This window comes from Phenylobacterium conjunctum, assembly GCF_042679085.1.
GTDB lineage: Bacteria > Pseudomonadota > Alphaproteobacteria > Caulobacterales > Caulobacteraceae > Phenylobacterium > Phenylobacterium conjunctum.
The window spans coordinates 38,624-53,643 of the sequence record NZ_JBHTLQ010000001.1 but is presented as its reverse complement, the minus strand read 5'-3'; the positions used below and the strand labels follow the sequence as shown (position 1 = coordinate 53,643).

General features: G+C 68.2%; 12 protein-coding genes. 3 read left to right on the top strand and 9 right to left on the bottom strand.

Annotation, left to right across the window (positions count from 1 at the left end; translation table 11 throughout):
• Positions 1 to 2: 2 nt before the first annotated feature.
• Positions 3 to 1,589: a flavin monoamine oxidase family protein gene (locus ACFQ27_RS00250; protein WP_374345658.1), complete on the bottom strand. Its 1,587-nt coding sequence runs from the start codon at positions 1,587 to 1,589 to the stop codon at positions 3 to 5.
• Positions 1,590 to 1,821: 232 nt separating this feature from the next.
• Here ACFQ27_RS00250 and ACFQ27_RS00245 point away from each other — a divergent pair, with 232 nt between their 5' ends.
• A complete protein-coding gene (locus ACFQ27_RS00245; RefSeq protein ID WP_377351942.1) occupies positions 1,822 to 2,979 on the top strand; it encodes an acyl-CoA dehydrogenase family protein in 1,158 nt (385 codons plus the stop codon).
• Here ACFQ27_RS00245 and ACFQ27_RS00240 read toward each other — a convergent pair.
• Complete coding sequence (locus ACFQ27_RS00240; protein ID WP_374345661.1) at positions 2,976 to 3,620, bottom strand: glutathione S-transferase family protein; 645 nt, start codon at positions 3,618 to 3,620, stop codon at positions 2,976 to 2,978. The genes ACFQ27_RS00245 and ACFQ27_RS00240 overlap by 4 nt on opposite strands.
• Before the next feature lie 127 nt (positions 3,621 to 3,747).
• Here ACFQ27_RS00240 and ACFQ27_RS00235 point away from each other — a divergent pair, with 127 nt between their 5' ends.
• Positions 3,748 to 4,875 carry a zinc-binding dehydrogenase gene (locus tag ACFQ27_RS00235; RefSeq protein WP_374345662.1) on the top strand — a complete coding sequence of 376 codons (1,128 nt, stop codon included), beginning with the start codon at positions 3,748 to 3,750 and terminating at the stop codon, positions 4,873 to 4,875.
• A gap of 43 nt (positions 4,876 to 4,918) precedes the next feature.
• Here ACFQ27_RS00235 and ACFQ27_RS00230 read toward each other — a convergent pair whose 3' ends face one another.
• On the bottom strand, positions 4,919 to 6,268 hold the full coding sequence (locus tag ACFQ27_RS00230) for an amidohydrolase family protein (RefSeq protein WP_377351941.1): 1,350 nt from the start codon (positions 6,266 to 6,268) through the stop codon (positions 4,919 to 4,921).
• A gap of 134 nt (positions 6,269 to 6,402) precedes the next feature.
• Here ACFQ27_RS00230 and ACFQ27_RS00225 point away from each other — a divergent pair, with 134 nt between their 5' ends.
• The gene (locus ACFQ27_RS00225) at positions 6,403 to 7,776 is read left to right on the top strand and encodes an amino acid permease (RefSeq protein ID WP_377351940.1); all 1,374 of its coding nucleotides are present in this window, start codon (positions 6,403 to 6,405) and stop codon (positions 7,774 to 7,776) included.
• 162 nt (positions 7,777 to 7,938) lie between these two features.
• Here the strand turns inward: ACFQ27_RS00225 and ACFQ27_RS00220 are convergent, their stop codons facing one another.
• From ACFQ27_RS00220 to ACFQ27_RS00195, 6 genes are read right to left on the bottom strand one after another with little or no spacing between them, the layout of a single operon-like run.
• A complete protein-coding gene (locus ACFQ27_RS00220; RefSeq protein WP_377351939.1) occupies positions 7,939 to 8,985 on the bottom strand; it encodes a hypothetical protein in 1,047 nt (348 codons plus the stop codon).
• A gap of 58 nt (positions 8,986 to 9,043) precedes the next feature.
• Positions 9,044 to 10,324 (bottom strand): NAD(P)/FAD-dependent oxidoreductase, encoded by a 1,281-nt coding sequence (locus ACFQ27_RS00215; protein WP_377351938.1) that lies wholly within the window; start codon positions 10,322 to 10,324, stop codon positions 9,044 to 9,046.
• Positions 10,324 to 11,718, bottom strand: coding sequence for a glutamine synthetase family protein (locus ACFQ27_RS00210; RefSeq protein WP_377351937.1), 1,395 nt, complete (start codon positions 11,716 to 11,718; stop codon positions 10,324 to 10,326). The genes ACFQ27_RS00215 and ACFQ27_RS00210 overlap by 1 nt, the downstream gene beginning before the upstream one ends.
• A complete protein-coding gene (locus tag ACFQ27_RS00205; RefSeq protein ID WP_374345671.1) occupies positions 11,715 to 13,118 on the bottom strand; it encodes an aspartate aminotransferase family protein in 1,404 nt (467 codons plus the stop codon). Before ACFQ27_RS00205 ends, ACFQ27_RS00210 begins: the two co-directional genes overlap by 4 nt.
• Before the next feature lie 18 nt (positions 13,119 to 13,136).
• On the bottom strand, positions 13,137 to 13,886 hold the full coding sequence (locus ACFQ27_RS00200; RefSeq protein ID WP_374345672.1) for a gamma-glutamyl-gamma-aminobutyrate hydrolase family protein: 750 nt from the start codon (positions 13,884 to 13,886) through the stop codon (positions 13,137 to 13,139).
• Positions 13,883 to 15,010 (bottom strand): ABC transporter ATP-binding protein, encoded by a 1,128-nt coding sequence (locus ACFQ27_RS00195; protein WP_377351936.1) that lies wholly within the window; start codon positions 15,008 to 15,010, stop codon positions 13,883 to 13,885. The genes ACFQ27_RS00200 and ACFQ27_RS00195 overlap by 4 nt, the downstream gene beginning before the upstream one ends.
• Between the last annotated feature and the right edge of the window lie 10 nt (positions 15,011 to 15,020).

Genomic DNA, 15,020 nt, shown 5'->3' with positions numbered 1-15,020 from the left:
GATCAGGCCTCCAGGGCGCGCTTGTGCAGGCGGGTGATGGCGTCGAGGGACGAGAGCAGCGCGCCCTCCATCCAGCAGCCGACATAGGACGCGTGCTCCCCGGCCAGGACCACCCGGCCGTCCATGGCCACCAGGTCCTGGTAGTGGGCCTGGCGCGTCTCCTCGGTCCAGCGGGCGCAGCAGCCCTGGATCCAGGGCACCCGGCTCCAGGCGACCGAGGCCCCGCTCAGGAACTCCTTGCGGTAGCTGTCCGGATGGAAGACTGAGCCTTGCGTCAGGGCCACCTCGATCCGCTCCTCCGGGCTCATGCCGCCCAGGTGATAGCCGCCCATGCCGCTGGAGAAGGCCCCCAGCAGCACCGCCGGCCCATCCTTGAACAGGTTGTTATTGGGGTAGGAGATCAGGCCGATCTCCTGGTTCGTGAAGGAGTGGCCGCCATAGATGGCGTAGTCGTCCTCCCAGAACCGGCGCTTCATCTCCAGGCCGATCTTGACCGAGTTGGTGTAGGGCACGGCGGCCACCGCGGCCTGCATCTTGTCGGACAGGTTGCTTTCGATCTGGGACAGGATGGTCAGCGGAATGGTGCAGACGCACCAGTCGGCCTTGGTCTCATTCACCTTGCCCGTGCCGGTGTCGCTCCAGGTGACCGTGACGCCCTTCTTGTCCTGGATGAGCTTGGTGACCTTGGCGTTGTAGGTGGTCAGCCCCGGGATCTGGGCGGCGAACGCCTTGCCGATCATGCCCATTCCGCCCGTCGGCTGGAACATGGTGGTCTGGAATTCGCTGTTCATGAAGAACGACATCTGACGCCAGACGCCGGAGTCGAGCACGTCGGACAGGCCGAAGATCTCCGAGGGGCTCGGCGCCCCGTTGACCCCGCCGCCGGGGGGCCGGTCGAAGCCGCGGTGCTCGGACGAGCGCAGGTTCTTGGCGTACTTGAAGTCCTTGTCCAGCATGCCCCAGTCCCGCAGCGCCTCCTTCAGGCGGTCGCGGTCCTCCGCCGTCATCTCGGCGTCGAGGCCCTTCTGGTCCAGGGCCTTGCCGAGCAGCTCGGCCACATGCCCCTCGAAGTCCGCGGCCAGGGACCGGAACCGCTGCGGCGCGCCGCCGAAGGCCTCGGTGTTGTGGACGAAGGCGTTGTGGTTGAACTGGATGAAGGGCTCCAGGTTCACCCCGAAGGCCTTGCAATAGTGCAGCAGGGCGCGGTGATGGTGCGGGATGCGCCAGGGGCCGGGGTTCAGATAGTTGCCAGCCGCGAACTTGACGTTCTGGGTCGCCCCGCCCAGCTCGGTATAGGTGTCGCCGCCATAGAGCGACCAGTTCCGGCCGCCCGAGCGGTCCTGGTACTCCAGGATCTGGACCTTGTAGCCGGCCTTGGTCAGCTCATAGGCCGCCAGCATGCCGGCGAGCCCGGCGCCCAGCACCACCACGCTCGCGCCCTTCTTGGCGCCCGACAGCTTGGGCGGCCCCGCGAACTGGGTCTCGGCGGCGTACCCCATGGTGGTCATCATGTTGTAGAGCAGGGCTGAGCCGCCCAGCACGCCGATGGCCGACAGCACCTGTCGCCGTGTGGATTTCTGGCCTTGCATCCGCCCGCTCCCCTCAAAGTCTAGCGGAACCAGACCTAGAAAGCGGAACCGTGGCCGCGCCACGAGTCGTCGCGCCACACCGCCGGGAATCTGCAAGGCGCCTGTGATTGACACATCGGCGCCCGTGACGGGGCGCCCCTTCCCTGACGCTCGGTCAGCCGCCTAAGGCGGTCGCGCCCCTGGCGTCCGGGCTCCCGCTCGGCCACAAGGGCGTCGAAGCGGAGGCCCTGACATGGACACGACCAACGACCTCGAGCCGATCCTGGAGACCGTGCGCCGGCTGTGCGCCGACTTTCCGGGCGAGTACTGGCGTGAGCGGGACCGGGAGCGGACCTATCCCACGGCCTTCGTCCAGGCCCTGACTGACGCCGGCCTGCTGGGCGTGCTGATCCCCGAGGAATACGGTGGCTCGGGCCTGGGGCTGAGCGCGGCCTGCGCCATCCTGGAAGAAATCCACGCCAGCGGCTGCAACGCCGCGGCGGTCCACGCCCAGATGTACACCATGGGCACGGTCCTGCGGCACGGCAGCCCGGAACAGAAGTCCACCTGGCTGCCCAAGATCGCCTCCGGCGAGATCCGGCTGCAAGCCTTCGGCGTCACCGAGCCCACCGCTGGCACCGACACCACCTCGATCTCCACCACGGCCATCCGCCAGGGCGACAAGTACGTCGTCAACGGCCAGAAGGTGTGGATCAGCCGGGCGGAACACTCCGACCTGATGGTGCTGCTCGCCCGCACCACGCCCAAGGACCAGGCGTCGAAGAAGACCGACGGCATCTCCGTCTTCCTGCTCGACATGCGCGAGGCGGTCGGCAAGGGCCTGACCATCAAGCCGATCCGCACCATGTTCAATCATGCGACCACGGAGCTGTTCTTCGACAACCTCGAGATCCCGGCCTCGTGCCTGATCGGCGAGGAAGGCAAGGGCTTCCGCTACATCCTCGACGGCATGAACGCCGAGCGCATCCTGATCGCCTCGGAGTGCATCGGCGACGGCCGCTACTTCGTCGGCAAGGCCAGCGAGTACGCCAAGTCCCGCGTGGTGTTCGGCCGGCCCATCGGCCAGAACCAGGGCATCCAGTTCCCCATCGCCCGGGCCTATGCCGAGGTCCGCGCCGCCAAGCTGATGACCTATGAGGCCGCCGGCCGCTACGAGCGCGGCCTGCCCGCCGGCGAAGAGGCCAACATGGCCAAGATGCTGGCCTCCGAAGCCTCCTGGCATGCGGCGGACATGTGCATCCAGACCCATGGCGGGTTCGGGTTCGCGGAGGAGTACGACATCGAGCGCAAGTTCCGCGAAACCCGCCTCTACCAGGTCGCGCCCATCTCCACGAACCTCATCCTGGCCTATCTGGCCGAGCACGTGCTCGACCTGCCACGGTCTTACTAGGCCAGCATCAGGGGCAGGCCCGGGTCGCCCTTCTCCATGGCCCGGCGATAGGCTGGACGCTCGCCGATCCGCTTCAGATAGGCCTGGATGTTGGGGAAGCCGGTGAAGTCGCGGGGCATGAACATGCGCATGGTGGTCAGCGGGAAGACCATCATGATGTCGGCGGCGGTCAGCTCGGCGCCAGCGAAATAGTCCGCCTCGCCCAGGCGCTGCTCGACCAGGGCGAAGGCCTTGTCGCTGCGGGCCTTGCTGAACGCCCGGCCCGGATGATCGGCGGCGACGCCCAGGGCGTTGCCCACCATGCCCAGCATCTCGGTCGCCACCAGCGAGCCATTGGCGAAGTGCAGCCAGAAGCAATAGTCCGCGAAATTGTCGGCCTGCGGGCTCACCGCCAGCCGCCCGCCGCCATGACGGTGGACGATATAGTCGACGATGGCGCCGGACTCGCCCAGCACCACATCGCCGTCGGTGATCACCGGCGCCATCCCCATGGGGTGCAGGGCCTTGTAGGCCTCAGGCGCCAGGCGGGTCACGGAATCGCGGGCGTAAACCTTGAGCTCATAAGGAATTCCCAGTTCCTCGCAGAGCCAGACGATGCGCTCGGACTGCGAGACGCCGAGGTGGTGGACGACGAGGGACAAGGTGCGGCTCCTTCAAAGACTCTGCCGCGCACGATCTCATGACGCGCAATTGAAATGAAGCGCCATTGCGCCTGACGCTGCGACAGGCTCTTTTGCCGGCCAATCACAGACGAGGGAGACCCCGAAGATGACCGCCACCAGCCTGCAACTGCGTTCCCTGGCCAAGTCCAGCGGCGAATTGGAACTGTCCCTGGTGGAGGTGCCGGTCCCCGAGCCCAAGGCTGACGAGATCGTGGTCCGCATCGAAGCCGCCCCGATCAACCCGTCCGACCTCGGCCTGCTGCTGGGCCCGGTGGACGCCTCGAGCCTGAAGGTCACGGGGACCAAGGACCGCCCGGTGGTCACCGGCCAGATCCCGCAAGGCGTGCTGAAGGCCCTGACCGCCCGCCTCGACCAGTCCATGCCGGTGGGCAACGAAGGCGCGGGCGTGGTGATCGCCGCCGGCGCGGCGCCGGAAGCCCAGGCCCTGATGGGCAAGACCGTCGCCATCCTGGGCGGCGCGACCTATGGCCAGCATCGCGCGGTGCGCGCCGCCGACGCCCTGGTCCTGCCGGAAGGGGCCACGCCCCGCGACGGCGCCTCGTGCTTCGTCAACCCGCTGACCGCGCTCGGCATGGTCGAGACCATGCGCCGCGAGGGCCACACCGCCCTGGTGCACACCGCGGCCGCCTCCAACCTCGGCCAGATGCTCAACAAGGTCTGCCTCAAGGACGGGGTGGAGCTGGTCAATGTCGTCCGCAGCGCCGAACAGGCCGCCATCCTGAAGGGCATCGGCGCCAAGCACGTCGTGGACTCCACCTCGCCCGACTTCATGGCCGAGCTGACCGACGCCCTTGAAGCCACCGGCGCGACGCTCGCCTTCGACGCCATCGGCGGCGGCAAGCTGGCCGGCCAGATCCTCACCGCCATGGAGATCGCCGCCAACCGCAAGGCCAGCGAGTACAGCCGCTACGGCTCGACCACCTACAAGCAGGTCTACATCTATGGCGGCCTGGACATGCGCCCGACCGAACTCAACCGCGGCTTCGGCATGTCCTGGGGCGTCGGCGGCTGGCTCTTGACCCCGTTCCTGATGAAGATCGGCGCCGCTGAGGCCGCCAAGCTGCGCCAGCGCGTGGCCGACGAACTGAAGACCACCTTCGCCAGCCACTACTCGCACGAGATCAGCCTGGCCGAAGCCCTCGATCCCGCGATCATCGCCGCCTACAACAAGAAGACCACCGGCGAGAAGTACCTGATCTGCCCTGCGAAATAGGCCTGCCGAGGACGCCCTTCTCTCCTCCGCGGGAGAAGGGCTCCTACTCCGCGAACCGACGCGCCTGCTTAGCCCCCGCCAGAGGCAGCTTGCTTTCGTCGATGATCTGACCGGCCTTCATCACCCAGGCGATCTGCTTGGCGTTGTTGATGTCGGCGGTCGGATCGGCGCTCAAGAGGACGAGGTCGGCGAACTTGCCGGCCTCGACCGAGCCCAGCTCGTCTTCCTTGCCCAACAGCCGCGCCGCGTTGTGAGTGGCGATTTTCAGCACCTCCAGCGGCTTGATGCCGGCCTGGACCAAGAGCTCCATCTCGCGATGCGTGGCCGGGCCGCTGGACTGGTCGGTGCCCAGGGCCACCACCCCGCCGGCGGCGTCGATCTTGCGGATGTTCTCCAGGCAGACCGGCGTCATCACCTTCATCCACCAGGTCCAGTGGCGGGCCTGGTAGTCGGCGCGAACCTTGGTCTTCATCGTCTCGCGGTCGGCGGCGCTGAAGCTCGCCACATACAGCGGCTGGTCCAGGAACTCCGGATGCTCGGCCAGCCGGCTGTAGTTCTCGCCGATGGTCAGGGTGCTAGCGAAGGGGACCTTCTTGGCGGCCATCAGCTTGACGAAGCTGTCGCTCACCGGCCCCTGGATATCCGGGTGGGCCAGGCTGTCGGCGCCGGAGTAGATGGCCTCCAGCGACCGGGTCTCATTGGAGACGTGGATAGTCGTCCGGATGCCGTGCTGATTGTAGTACTTGATGATCTGCTCCATGAGCGGCTGGGGCATCAGGGTGATCATCGGCCGTGACCCCCAGCCTTCCTCGTCATAGGTGATCTTCAAGACGTCGGGCTGCTGCTCGGCGATGTGCTTGTCCAGCAGCGCCTTGTCCTTCTCGAAGTCCGAGATGCGGACGGACATGCTGTCGCCGTGGCTGCCCGGATAGGTGATCAGATTGCCGGTGGCGAAGATCCTGGGCGAGGCGATCTTGCCCGCCCGCTCGTCGGCGCGCAGGGGCAGGATCACGTCGGCCTGGTTGCCGGCGTCGTAGACCGAGGTCACTCCGGCATAGAGAAAGCTCGCCAGGGCCTGGGTCGCCGAGGCTCGGGCCGCCGCCGCGTCGGCCTGCGGCGCGACCCCGCCCTTCAGGTGGATGTGGGCGTCGATCAGGCCGGGGATCAGGTACTTGCCGCGCCCGTCGATGCGCTTGCCCTTGAGGTCCTTGGCGAGGGCGCTGGGGGTGACCGCGGTGATGCGGTCGCCGTCCACCTGCACCGTCATGTCGGCCTGAGGCGCGTGGCCCAGACCGTCGATCAGCGTCACATGCTCAATCGCATAGGTGTCGGCCAGGGCCGGCGCGGCGGCGGCCAGGCTGAGCGCGGCCGCCAGGCCAAGGATCGTCTTCATGGCTTTCCCCCTCGAGAGCACCCTCCCCTAGTCCGCCGCCAAGGCGCCCGCGTCCAGCCGAAAATGCGCTCACCGCCCCGGCCTTGCCATCGCCGGCGAAACCCCGTTCATGGAAGCTTCGTCAAGCGGGGGACATGCGGGTGGACGAAGCCGAGATCACACGGCGCGAGGCGGGCTTGCGGCCCGGCCTGTCGCGGGCCCAGATGACCATGATCGGCCTGGGCGGCGCCATCGGCACCGGTCTGTTCATGGGCAGCGGCATCGCCATCGGCTACGCCGGCCCGGCGGTGATCATCAGCTACGCCATCGCCGCCTTCATCGCCGTGTGCATGGTGCTCAGCCTGTCCGAGATGGCGGTCATGCACCCGGCGGCGGGGTCCTTCGGCGCCTACGCCGAGACCTATCTGACCCCGTGGGTCGGCTTCCTGGTCCGCTACACCTACTGGATGGCCCAGATCGTCGCCGTGGGCGGCGAGGCGGTCGCCGCCGGGGTCTACATGACCTACTGGTTCCCGGGCACGCCGCTGTGGATGTGGTCCACCGGCTTCACCGTCATCCTGACCTATGTGAACTCCCGCTCGGTCCACAGCTTCGGCAGCTTCGAGTACTGGTTCGCTATGATCAAGGTGACGGCCATCGTCGCCTTCATCATCCTGGGCGCCTCGGCCCTGCTGGGCATCGGCCAGCCGGCGGTCGGCTTCCACAACCTCACCGGCCTGCCCGGCGGCTTCATGCCCAATGGCCTCCACGGGGTCTGGATGGGGGTGATCATGGGGATCTTCTCCTTCACCGGCACCGAGCTGATCGCCGTCACTTCCGGCGAGACCCCCGACCCCAAGAAGTCCATCCCCGCCGCCCTGCGCAGCATGGCCGTCCGCCTGGGCCTGTTCTACGTGCTGGCGCTCACCATCGTGGTCAGCTTCGTCCCCTGGACGGAGACCGGCGCCAAGCTGGTCGAGCAGAGCCCGTTCGTGAAAGTCTTCCACCATGTCGGCCTGCAGCACGCCGCCGGCCTGATGAACTTCGTGGTGCTCAGCGCCGCCCTGTCCGGCATGAACGCCAACATCTACCTGGCCTCGCGGATGCTGTTCTCGTTGGGCCGAGGGTCCTTCGCCCCCACCGTGTTCGGCCGCCTGAACAAGGACGGCGCGCCGACGCCGGCCATCGTCGCCTCTGGCCTGGGCATCATGGCCATGGCGGCCATCTCCAAGCTCACGCCGCTCGCCTACAACTACCTGTTCGGGATCGCGACCTTCGGGGCGATCTTCACCTGGATCGTCATCATCCTCAGCCACCTGTCCTTCCGCCGCCGCCACCCGCCGGAAGAGCTGCCGGTGCGCATGCCCTTCTTCCCCTGGATGCAGCTTGCGGGCCTGGCCCTGCTGATCGGCATCCTGGTCACCATGGGCCTCGACACCGACTTCTGGAACATCTCCTGGATCATCGGCGTCCCGTGGCTGGTGCTGCTGAGCGTAAGCTACGTGATCTGGAAGCGGGTGCGCGCTTAGTCACCTTCTCCCCTTGTGGGAGAAGGTGGCCTGGCGGAGCCAGGTCGGATGAGGGGTAGCACGCCCCTATCTGGCGCTTGGAAAGCAGGTGGACAGGGCTGAGAGACCCCTCATCCGTCAGCTTCGCTGACACCTTCTCCCACAAGGGGAGAAGGGACCTGATTACGGAACCACCACCTGCAGCAGGCGCAGGTCTTCCGAGCAGTCCTTGAGGCCCCAGGCCTCGCCGGCCGGGATGACGAAGGCGTCGGCGGGGGAGAGCGCATGCTCGCCCTGGCGCTCCAGGACCGCGGTCCCTTCCAGCACGAAGCCGAACATCAGCTCGCCGGCATGCGCCGGTTGGGCCAGGTCGCGCGACGCGCCGGGGCGCAGGATGTAGCAGTCGCCGATCCCCCGTGTTGCGGCCAGCATGCCGGTGTCCTGGCGCTCGAAGCCGTCGCCGAACGCCGTCCAGGCGGTGTCCGCCGCCACGTGCCGCAGGAAGGCCTGGCCGCCATAGTCACGGTCCGGCAGGACGCGGCCCGTGGGCAGCTCCATCTCCGGATCGGCCAAGGTCTCGTGCAGGGCCGGGCAGCCGATCTCGACGACCTCCAGGCCCACCGAGGCCTCCAGCACCCGGTGGCGGATGCGGGGCGGCTGCAGCACGCAGTCGCCGGCCTGCATCACGAAGGGCTCGCCCTGGTCCTCGTAGACCACCTTCACCCAGCCGCGCCGGACGAAGATCATCTGGAAGCGGATCTTGTGGAAGTGGACCCAGTCCGACAGCAGCCCGCCGCCGGGGATCGAGATGTGCGAGGCGATGAACCGTCCGCCCAGCCGCCCTGGGATCAGGTCGCGGTACATCATGCCGGCCCGGCCCTGGCCGCTGGTCGGATCATTGCCGTAGCGGGTCAGAACGAAGTCGGGGACCAGGGGCGGGATCACCACCGGCGGATCAGCCTCGACCAACTCGATGCGCGTGCCGTTGGGCGCCGTCAGCACCCGGCCCTCGCCGGGATCGGCCATCGCCAGTCTCAGATGGCCGGGATCGCCGTCGCCGGGTTCCAGCCGCAGGCGCACGCCCCGCCCGGAGATGCTGGCCACCTGCGGATGGTCGGCCGGGAAGATCACGTCGATGCGGAAACCAAGCTCACCCACGAAGAAGTCCAGGGTGGGCTGAAGGTCGTTGCAGGGCAGCAGGACCTCGGCCTGATCGGTCGGCTTGAACATCGCAATTACCCCCTGTTCGGCCTGCGGCTTAGCGCGCCCGCGGCGGTCCGAAAACCCGCTACAGCCGATCCTTCAGCGCATACCAGCTCAAGCCCGCCACCGTGAGCGGCCAGCGCAGCAGCCGCCCGCCGGGAAATGGTGGAACCGGCAACCGCGCCAGCAGATCCACGCCCGCCGTCTCCTCCAGCGCCGCCCGCGCCAGGAGCCGGCCCACATGCGGCGCCAGCATCACCCCCTGGCCGGAGTATCCGGCGGCGATGCGTACGCCTTCGGCCACCTGGCGCACATAGGGAACCCGGTGCGGGGTCACGCCCAGGGTCCCGCCCCAGGCATGGGTGATCGCGACATCGGCGAGCTGCGGATAGACCCGCACCATGTGCCGCCGCACGAACTCGGCCAGGTCCGCAGGGAAGCCCGGCCGATAGTTCTCCCCGCCCCCGAACAGCAGGCGGCCGTCCGGGGTCTTGCGGTAGTAGTTGACCACGAACCGGCTGTCGGCCACCGCCGCGCCGGAGCGGAGGATGTCTTCGCCCAGTTCCTCCAGCGGCTCGGTGACGGCGATGAAGTTGTTGATGGGCATGACCCGACCGCGCGCCGCCGGCGCCACCGCGCCCTCCAGATAGCCGTCGCCGCTCAGGATCAGCTCGCGGCAGTCGACCTCGCCGGACGGTGTCGTCACCCGGATACGGCCGGCCTCCCGCCGCCAGCTCAAGGCCGGGCTGCGCTGGTGGATCGCCACCCCCTCGGCCAGCGCCTTGCGGGCCATGCCGAGCGCCAGGTTCAGCGGGTGCAGGTGGCCGCCGCCCCGATCGAGCGTCCCGCCGAAATAGACGTCTGTCCCCAGCTCCTGGGCCAGGTCGCGCGCGCCGATCAGCTCGATCAGGTCATAACCATAGCGGTCGCGCAGATGGGCGATGTCGGCCACGTCGGCGGCCTCGCCGCCGGGCTTGTGGCGGGCGTGGATCAGGCCCGGCCGCCAGTCGCAGGGGATCTCCTGGACCAGGGCCATCAGCCCGGCGCGGGCGTCCTCCGCCAGCCGCCAGAGCGCCAGCGCGTCGGCCTCGCCCACCGCCTTCTCCAGCCAGGCCTGGTCCCGCCGCTGGCCGGTATGCACCTGGCCGCCATTGCGCCCCGACCCGCCGGAGCCCACGGTCGCCGCCTCCAGGACCACCACGGAGACACCACGCGCCGCCAGCTCCAGGGCCGCGCCCAGGCCGGTGAAGCCCGCGCCCACCACGCACACCTCGCAGGTCGCCCTCCCCTCCAGGGGAACAAGCCCCGGCGCATGCGTCGCGGTGGCGGCGTACCAGGAGCCCGGCGGCTGGCCGGTGTTGCGCATCAGACGTTCAGCAGCAGGAACTCCCGCTCCCACGGGCTGATGGTCTGCATGAAGATCTCGTACTCGGTCTGCTTCACCCGGTCATAGGCCTGGACGAAGGTCTCCCCCAGGATCTCCACCAGGGGCCGGGCCTCGGTGAACAGGCGCAGGGACTCCGACAGGCTGCGCGGCAGCTGGACGCCGAGGGCGCTGGCGTCGATGTCCACCGGCGCCGAGGGCGAAAGGGCGCCGCTCAGGCCCAGATAGCCGGCCGCCAGGCTGGCGGCGATGGCCAGGTAGGGATTGGCGTCCGAAGAGGGGATCCGGTTCTCCACCCGCCGGTTGGCGGCGTCCGAGGGCGGCACGCGCAGGCCGCAGGTGCGGTTGTCATAGCCCCACTGCGTGTTGACCGGCGCCCCCGACCCCTTCGCGATCCGGCGGTAGGAATTCACGTAGGGCGCCAGGATGGCCATGATCGCCGGCAGGTATTTCTGCTGGCCGGCGATGAAGGCGTAGAAGGCCGGCGTCGCCTCGCCGGTCTTGGGGTCGGAGAACAGGTTCTCGCCCGTCGCCGTATCGATGATCGACTGGTGGATGTGCATGGCCGAGCCCGGCTCGGCGGCCATCGGCTTGGCCATGAAGGTGGCGTAGATGTTGTGCTCCAGCGCCACCTCGCGGATCGTGCGCTTGAACATGAAGACCTGGTCGGCGAGCTCCAGCGGATCGCCGTGCCGCAGGTTGATTTCCATCTGGGCCACGCCGCTTTCGTGGATCAGGGTGTCGATCTCCAGGCCTTGCGCCTCGGAGTATTCGTACATGTCCTCGAACAGGGCGTCGAACTCGTTGACCGCGCTGATCGAATAGCCCTGACGCCCCGTCTCCGGCCGGCCCGAGCGGCCGATGGGGGGCTTGAGCGGGTAGTCCGGGTCGGTGTTCTTGTCGACGAGGTAGAACTCCATCTCCGGTGCCACGACCGGCTGCCAGCCGCGCTCGCGATAGAGGGCCAGCACCCGGCGCAGCACCTGGCGGGGGCTCTCCTCCACCGGCCGGCCATCGGGATGGAAGGCGTCGTGGATCACCTGGGCGGTCGGGTCCTGGGCCCAGGGCACCACCGCGAGCGTGGCGAAGTCCGGATTGAGGAAGATGTCGGTGTCGGACTGGACGGCGCTGACGGGGCCCATGTCCTCGGGAAAGTCGCCGGTGATGGTCTGGTAGAACACCGCCAGCGGCAGGTTCATCTGTGGCGCGCCCAGGAACTTGCGGACCGGCATGATCTTGCCGCGCGCCACCCCGGCCAGGTCGGCGGCCATGCACTCGATTTCCTCGATGCCCTGCCGCGCCAGCCAGGCGGTGGCCTCCTCGAGATTGGCGACGCCCCGCGCCGCCGCCTTCGACTTTTTGGCCTTGGACTTCATGACGGAGTCCCCGGTTTCAAGGCCCGCAGGATCGGTTCCGCCTCGGTGAGGGACCGCCCAATGATGTCCACCAGCTCGTCGATCTGGGCGTGGGTGATGATCAGGGGCGGGCAGCAGACGATGGTGTCGCGGATGCCGCGGACCATCAGGCCGTTCCGGATGCAGATGTCGCGGACAATGGGACCGGCCTCGCCCTCCTTGTCCAGGAAGCGCAGATTGGTCCCCTTCTCGCGCACGATCTCGACCGCGCCCAAGAGGCCGCGCGAGCGGGTCTCGCCCACCAGCGGGTGGTCGTTCAGCCGGGCCAGGGCCTTGGCGAGATAGGGGCCAGTGTCGGTGCGCGTGCGCTCGATCAGGCCTTCGCGCTCCATGATCTCGATATTGGCGATGGCGACGGCGGCGCAGGTCGGATGACCCGAATAGGTGAAGCCGTGGATAAAGTCCCCGCCCTTCTCCTTCAGCTCGGCGACGATGTGGTCGGCCACGCCCACGGCGCTGATCGGCAGGTAGCCCGAGGACAGGCCCTTGGCCATGGCGATCATGTCCGGCTTGATCCCATAGCCCTGGTGGCCGAACCAGTGACCCAGCCGCCCGAAGCCGCAGATCACCTCGTCGCAGACCAGCAGGATGCCGTACTTGCGGCAAAGGGCCTCGACCTTTGGCCAATAGCCCTCCGGCGGGATGATCACCCCGCCCGCGCCCTGCACCGGCTCGCCGATGAAGGCCGCGACCTTCTCAGGCCCCACCTCCAGGATCTTATCCTCGATGGCCTGCACGCAGGCTTCCGCAAAGGCGTCGGGGTCCTCGCCAAAGCCCTCCCCGAAGCCATAGGGCTGGCGCACGTGCTCGACGCCGGGGATCGGCAGGTCGCCCTGCACATGCATGTGCTTCATGCCGCCCAGGGAGACGCCGGCCACGGTCGAGCCGTGATAGGCGTTCCAGCGGCTGATGAAGACCGTGCGCTGCGGCTCGCCCTTGAGCTTCCAGTAGTGGCGCGCCAGGCGGAAGACCGTGTCATTGGCCTCCGAGCCCGACGAGTTGAAGAAGACGTGGGAGAGATCGCCACCCATCTTCTCGGCGATCTTGGCCGCCAGCCGCACGGTGGGCGGCGTCGCCGTCTTGAAGAAGGTGTTGTAGTAGGGCAGCTCAAGCATCTGCTCATAAGCCGCCTTGGCCAGTTCCTCGCGGCCATAGCCGACGTTCACGCACCACAGGCCGGCCATGCCGTCGAGGATGGTGTGGCCTTCGCCATCATGGATGTAGCAGCCATCGGCGCGGGTGATGATGCGGCTGCCGCCCAGCTCGGCGATGACCTTGTGGTCCGCCTGGGCCGGCAGGTGGTGGGCCAGGTCCAGGCGCTTGAGTTCAGCGATGTCGTGGTTGCGGATGGGAACGTTCACGGGGGACTCCTGGCGTTTTTACGCGACGAGCGGCGCGCCTCTCAGGGCGCGTCCGAAGATCTGGAAGAAGGTCTGACTTTGCGGGTTGGCGTCGGTGCGCCACTCAGGGTGCCATTGGACAGCGAGGACGGGCGCGCCGTTGACCTGGCCGGACACGGCCTCGACGACGCCGTCCGGCGCCTGGGCCTCGATGGCGAGGCCGTCGCCCAGCCGGTCGACCCCCTGGTAGTGCACGGAGTTTACGGACGTCTCCTCGGCGCCGAACGCGCGGGCCAGCACCCCGCCCGGCGTCAGCCGGACCGGATGGACATGATCGAACATCTCGTTGAAGCCGACCTCGTCCGGGGCATGGTGCGCCATCAGCTCGGAGGCCTCAGCCATGTCCCGGCGGAGCGACCCGCCGAAGGCGACATTGATCTCCTGGAAGCCCCGGCAGACCCCGAACACCGGTTTCCCTAAGTCCAGCATCGCCTTGATCAGGTCGCGGGTCATGGCGTCGCGGGCCGGATCAAACGGCCCCGGCGCGTCGTCCACCGCCGGCCCGTAATAGGTGGGATCGAGGTTCGACGGACTGCCGGTCAGCATCAGGCCGTCCAGCCGCGGCGCGACCTCGGCCGCCGTCATCAGCTCTGGCATGGACGGGACCAGCAGGGCCGCAGCGTCCGCATAGCGCATGGCGTGGGCGACATAGCGGTTCATCACGGCCTGCGCGTTCTCCACCCCCACCGTGCGGGTGCAGCAGATGATCCCGGCGACGGGGCGGCTCATGACAACAGCACGGCGGGCGAACAGGCGTGCCAGGTCAGCCAGACCGCCTCGCCCAGCGCGAAGTCCTCCTGGTCCCAGCGGGTCAGGTTGGAGCGCTTGACCTTGATCCGGCGGCCCCCAGCGATCTCGACCTCGTACAGGCTCTCGCCGCCCAGATAGGCCTCGTGGCGGATGACCCCGGCGACGGCGTTGGTCCCAGCCGGCGCGTCGTCCAGCTTGGGCGGGGCCGAGCCCTCGGGCCGCTTCTTCAGTTCGATCTTCTCGGGCCGGATCGCCGCCCACAGTGTCCCGCCCTGGGCGCCCGTGACCCCGTGGTCGAGATAGAGGTCGCAGGGCAGGTCCGGCGACTTGATGGTCGCGTGGTCCGGCTCGTCCACGGCCAGCACGCCCTCGAACAGGTTCACCGTACCGATGAAGTCGGCCACGAACCGGCTGTTGGGGAATTCGTACAGGTCGTTGGGGCTGGCCACCTGCTGCAGCACACCGCGGTTCATCACCGCGCAGCGCGAGGCCAGCGCCAAAGCCTCGTCCTGGTCGTGGGTGACCATGATGAAGGTCACGCCCACCTTCTCCTGCAGGGTGCAGAGCTCGGTGCGCATCTGCTCGCGCAACTTGGCGTCCAGGGCCGACAGCGGCTCGTCGAGCAGCAGGACGCGCGGGCGCTTGACCAGGGCGCGGGCCAGGGCCACGCGCTGCCGCTGGCCGCCGGACAGCTGGTCGGGCTTGCGGCCGCCCAGGCCGCCCAGCTGCACCAGCTCCAGCGCCTCCTCGACCCGGCGCTTGCGGTCGGCGGCCGGAACCTTGTCCACCTTCAGGCCGTAGGCGACGTTGTCGGCCACGGTCATGTGCGGGAACACGGCGTAGGACTGGAACACCATGTTCACCGGCCGCTTGTTCGGCGGCACGGCGGAGACGTCCTGGCCGTCGATCAGGATGCGGCCCTCGCTGGGGGTCTCGAACCCGGCCAGCATCCGCAAGAGGGTGGTCTTGCCGCAGCCGGACGGCCCCAAGAGCGAGAAGAACTCGCCCTCCTGGACAGACAAGGTGACGTTGTCGACCGCCACCATCTTGCCGAAGCGCTTGGTGACGTTCTCGAAGGTGATGATGGGTGGCTTGTCGCTCATGGACCCGTCT

Excerpts from the sequence above, each read along its gene's own strand:
- ACFQ27_RS00200 (WP_374345672.1), bottom strand. The coding sequence starts at position 13,886 with ATGAGCCGCCCCGTCGCCGGGATCATCTGCTGCACCCGCACGGTGGGG.
- ACFQ27_RS00235 (WP_374345662.1), top strand. The coding sequence starts at position 3,748 with ATGACCGCCACCAGCCTGCAACTGCGTTCCCTGGCCAAGTCCAGCGGC.
- ACFQ27_RS00245 (WP_377351942.1), top strand. The coding sequence starts at position 1,822 with ATGGACACGACCAACGACCTCGAGCCGATCCTGGAGACCGTGCGCCGG.
- ACFQ27_RS00210 (WP_377351937.1), bottom strand. The coding sequence starts at position 11,718 with ATGAAGTCCAAGGCCAAAAAGTCGAAGGCGGCGGCGCGGGGCGTCGCC.
- ACFQ27_RS00230 (WP_377351941.1), bottom strand. The coding sequence starts at position 6,268 with ATGAAGACGATCCTTGGCCTGGCGGCCGCGCTCAGCCTGGCCGCCGCC.
- ACFQ27_RS00225 (WP_377351940.1), top strand. The coding sequence starts at position 6,403 with ATGCGGGTGGACGAAGCCGAGATCACACGGCGCGAGGCGGGCTTGCGG.
- ACFQ27_RS00220 (WP_377351939.1), bottom strand. The coding sequence starts at position 8,985 with ATGTTCAAGCCGACCGATCAGGCCGAGGTCCTGCTGCCCTGCAACGAC.
- ACFQ27_RS00215 (WP_377351938.1), bottom strand. The coding sequence starts at position 10,324 with ATGCGCAACACCGGCCAGCCGCCGGGCTCCTGGTACGCCGCCACCGCG.
- ACFQ27_RS00250 (WP_374345658.1), bottom strand. The coding sequence starts at position 1,589 with ATGCAAGGCCAGAAATCCACACGGCGACAGGTGCTGTCGGCCATCGGC.
- ACFQ27_RS00195 (WP_377351936.1), bottom strand. The coding sequence starts at position 15,010 with ATGAGCGACAAGCCACCCATCATCACCTTCGAGAACGTCACCAAGCGC.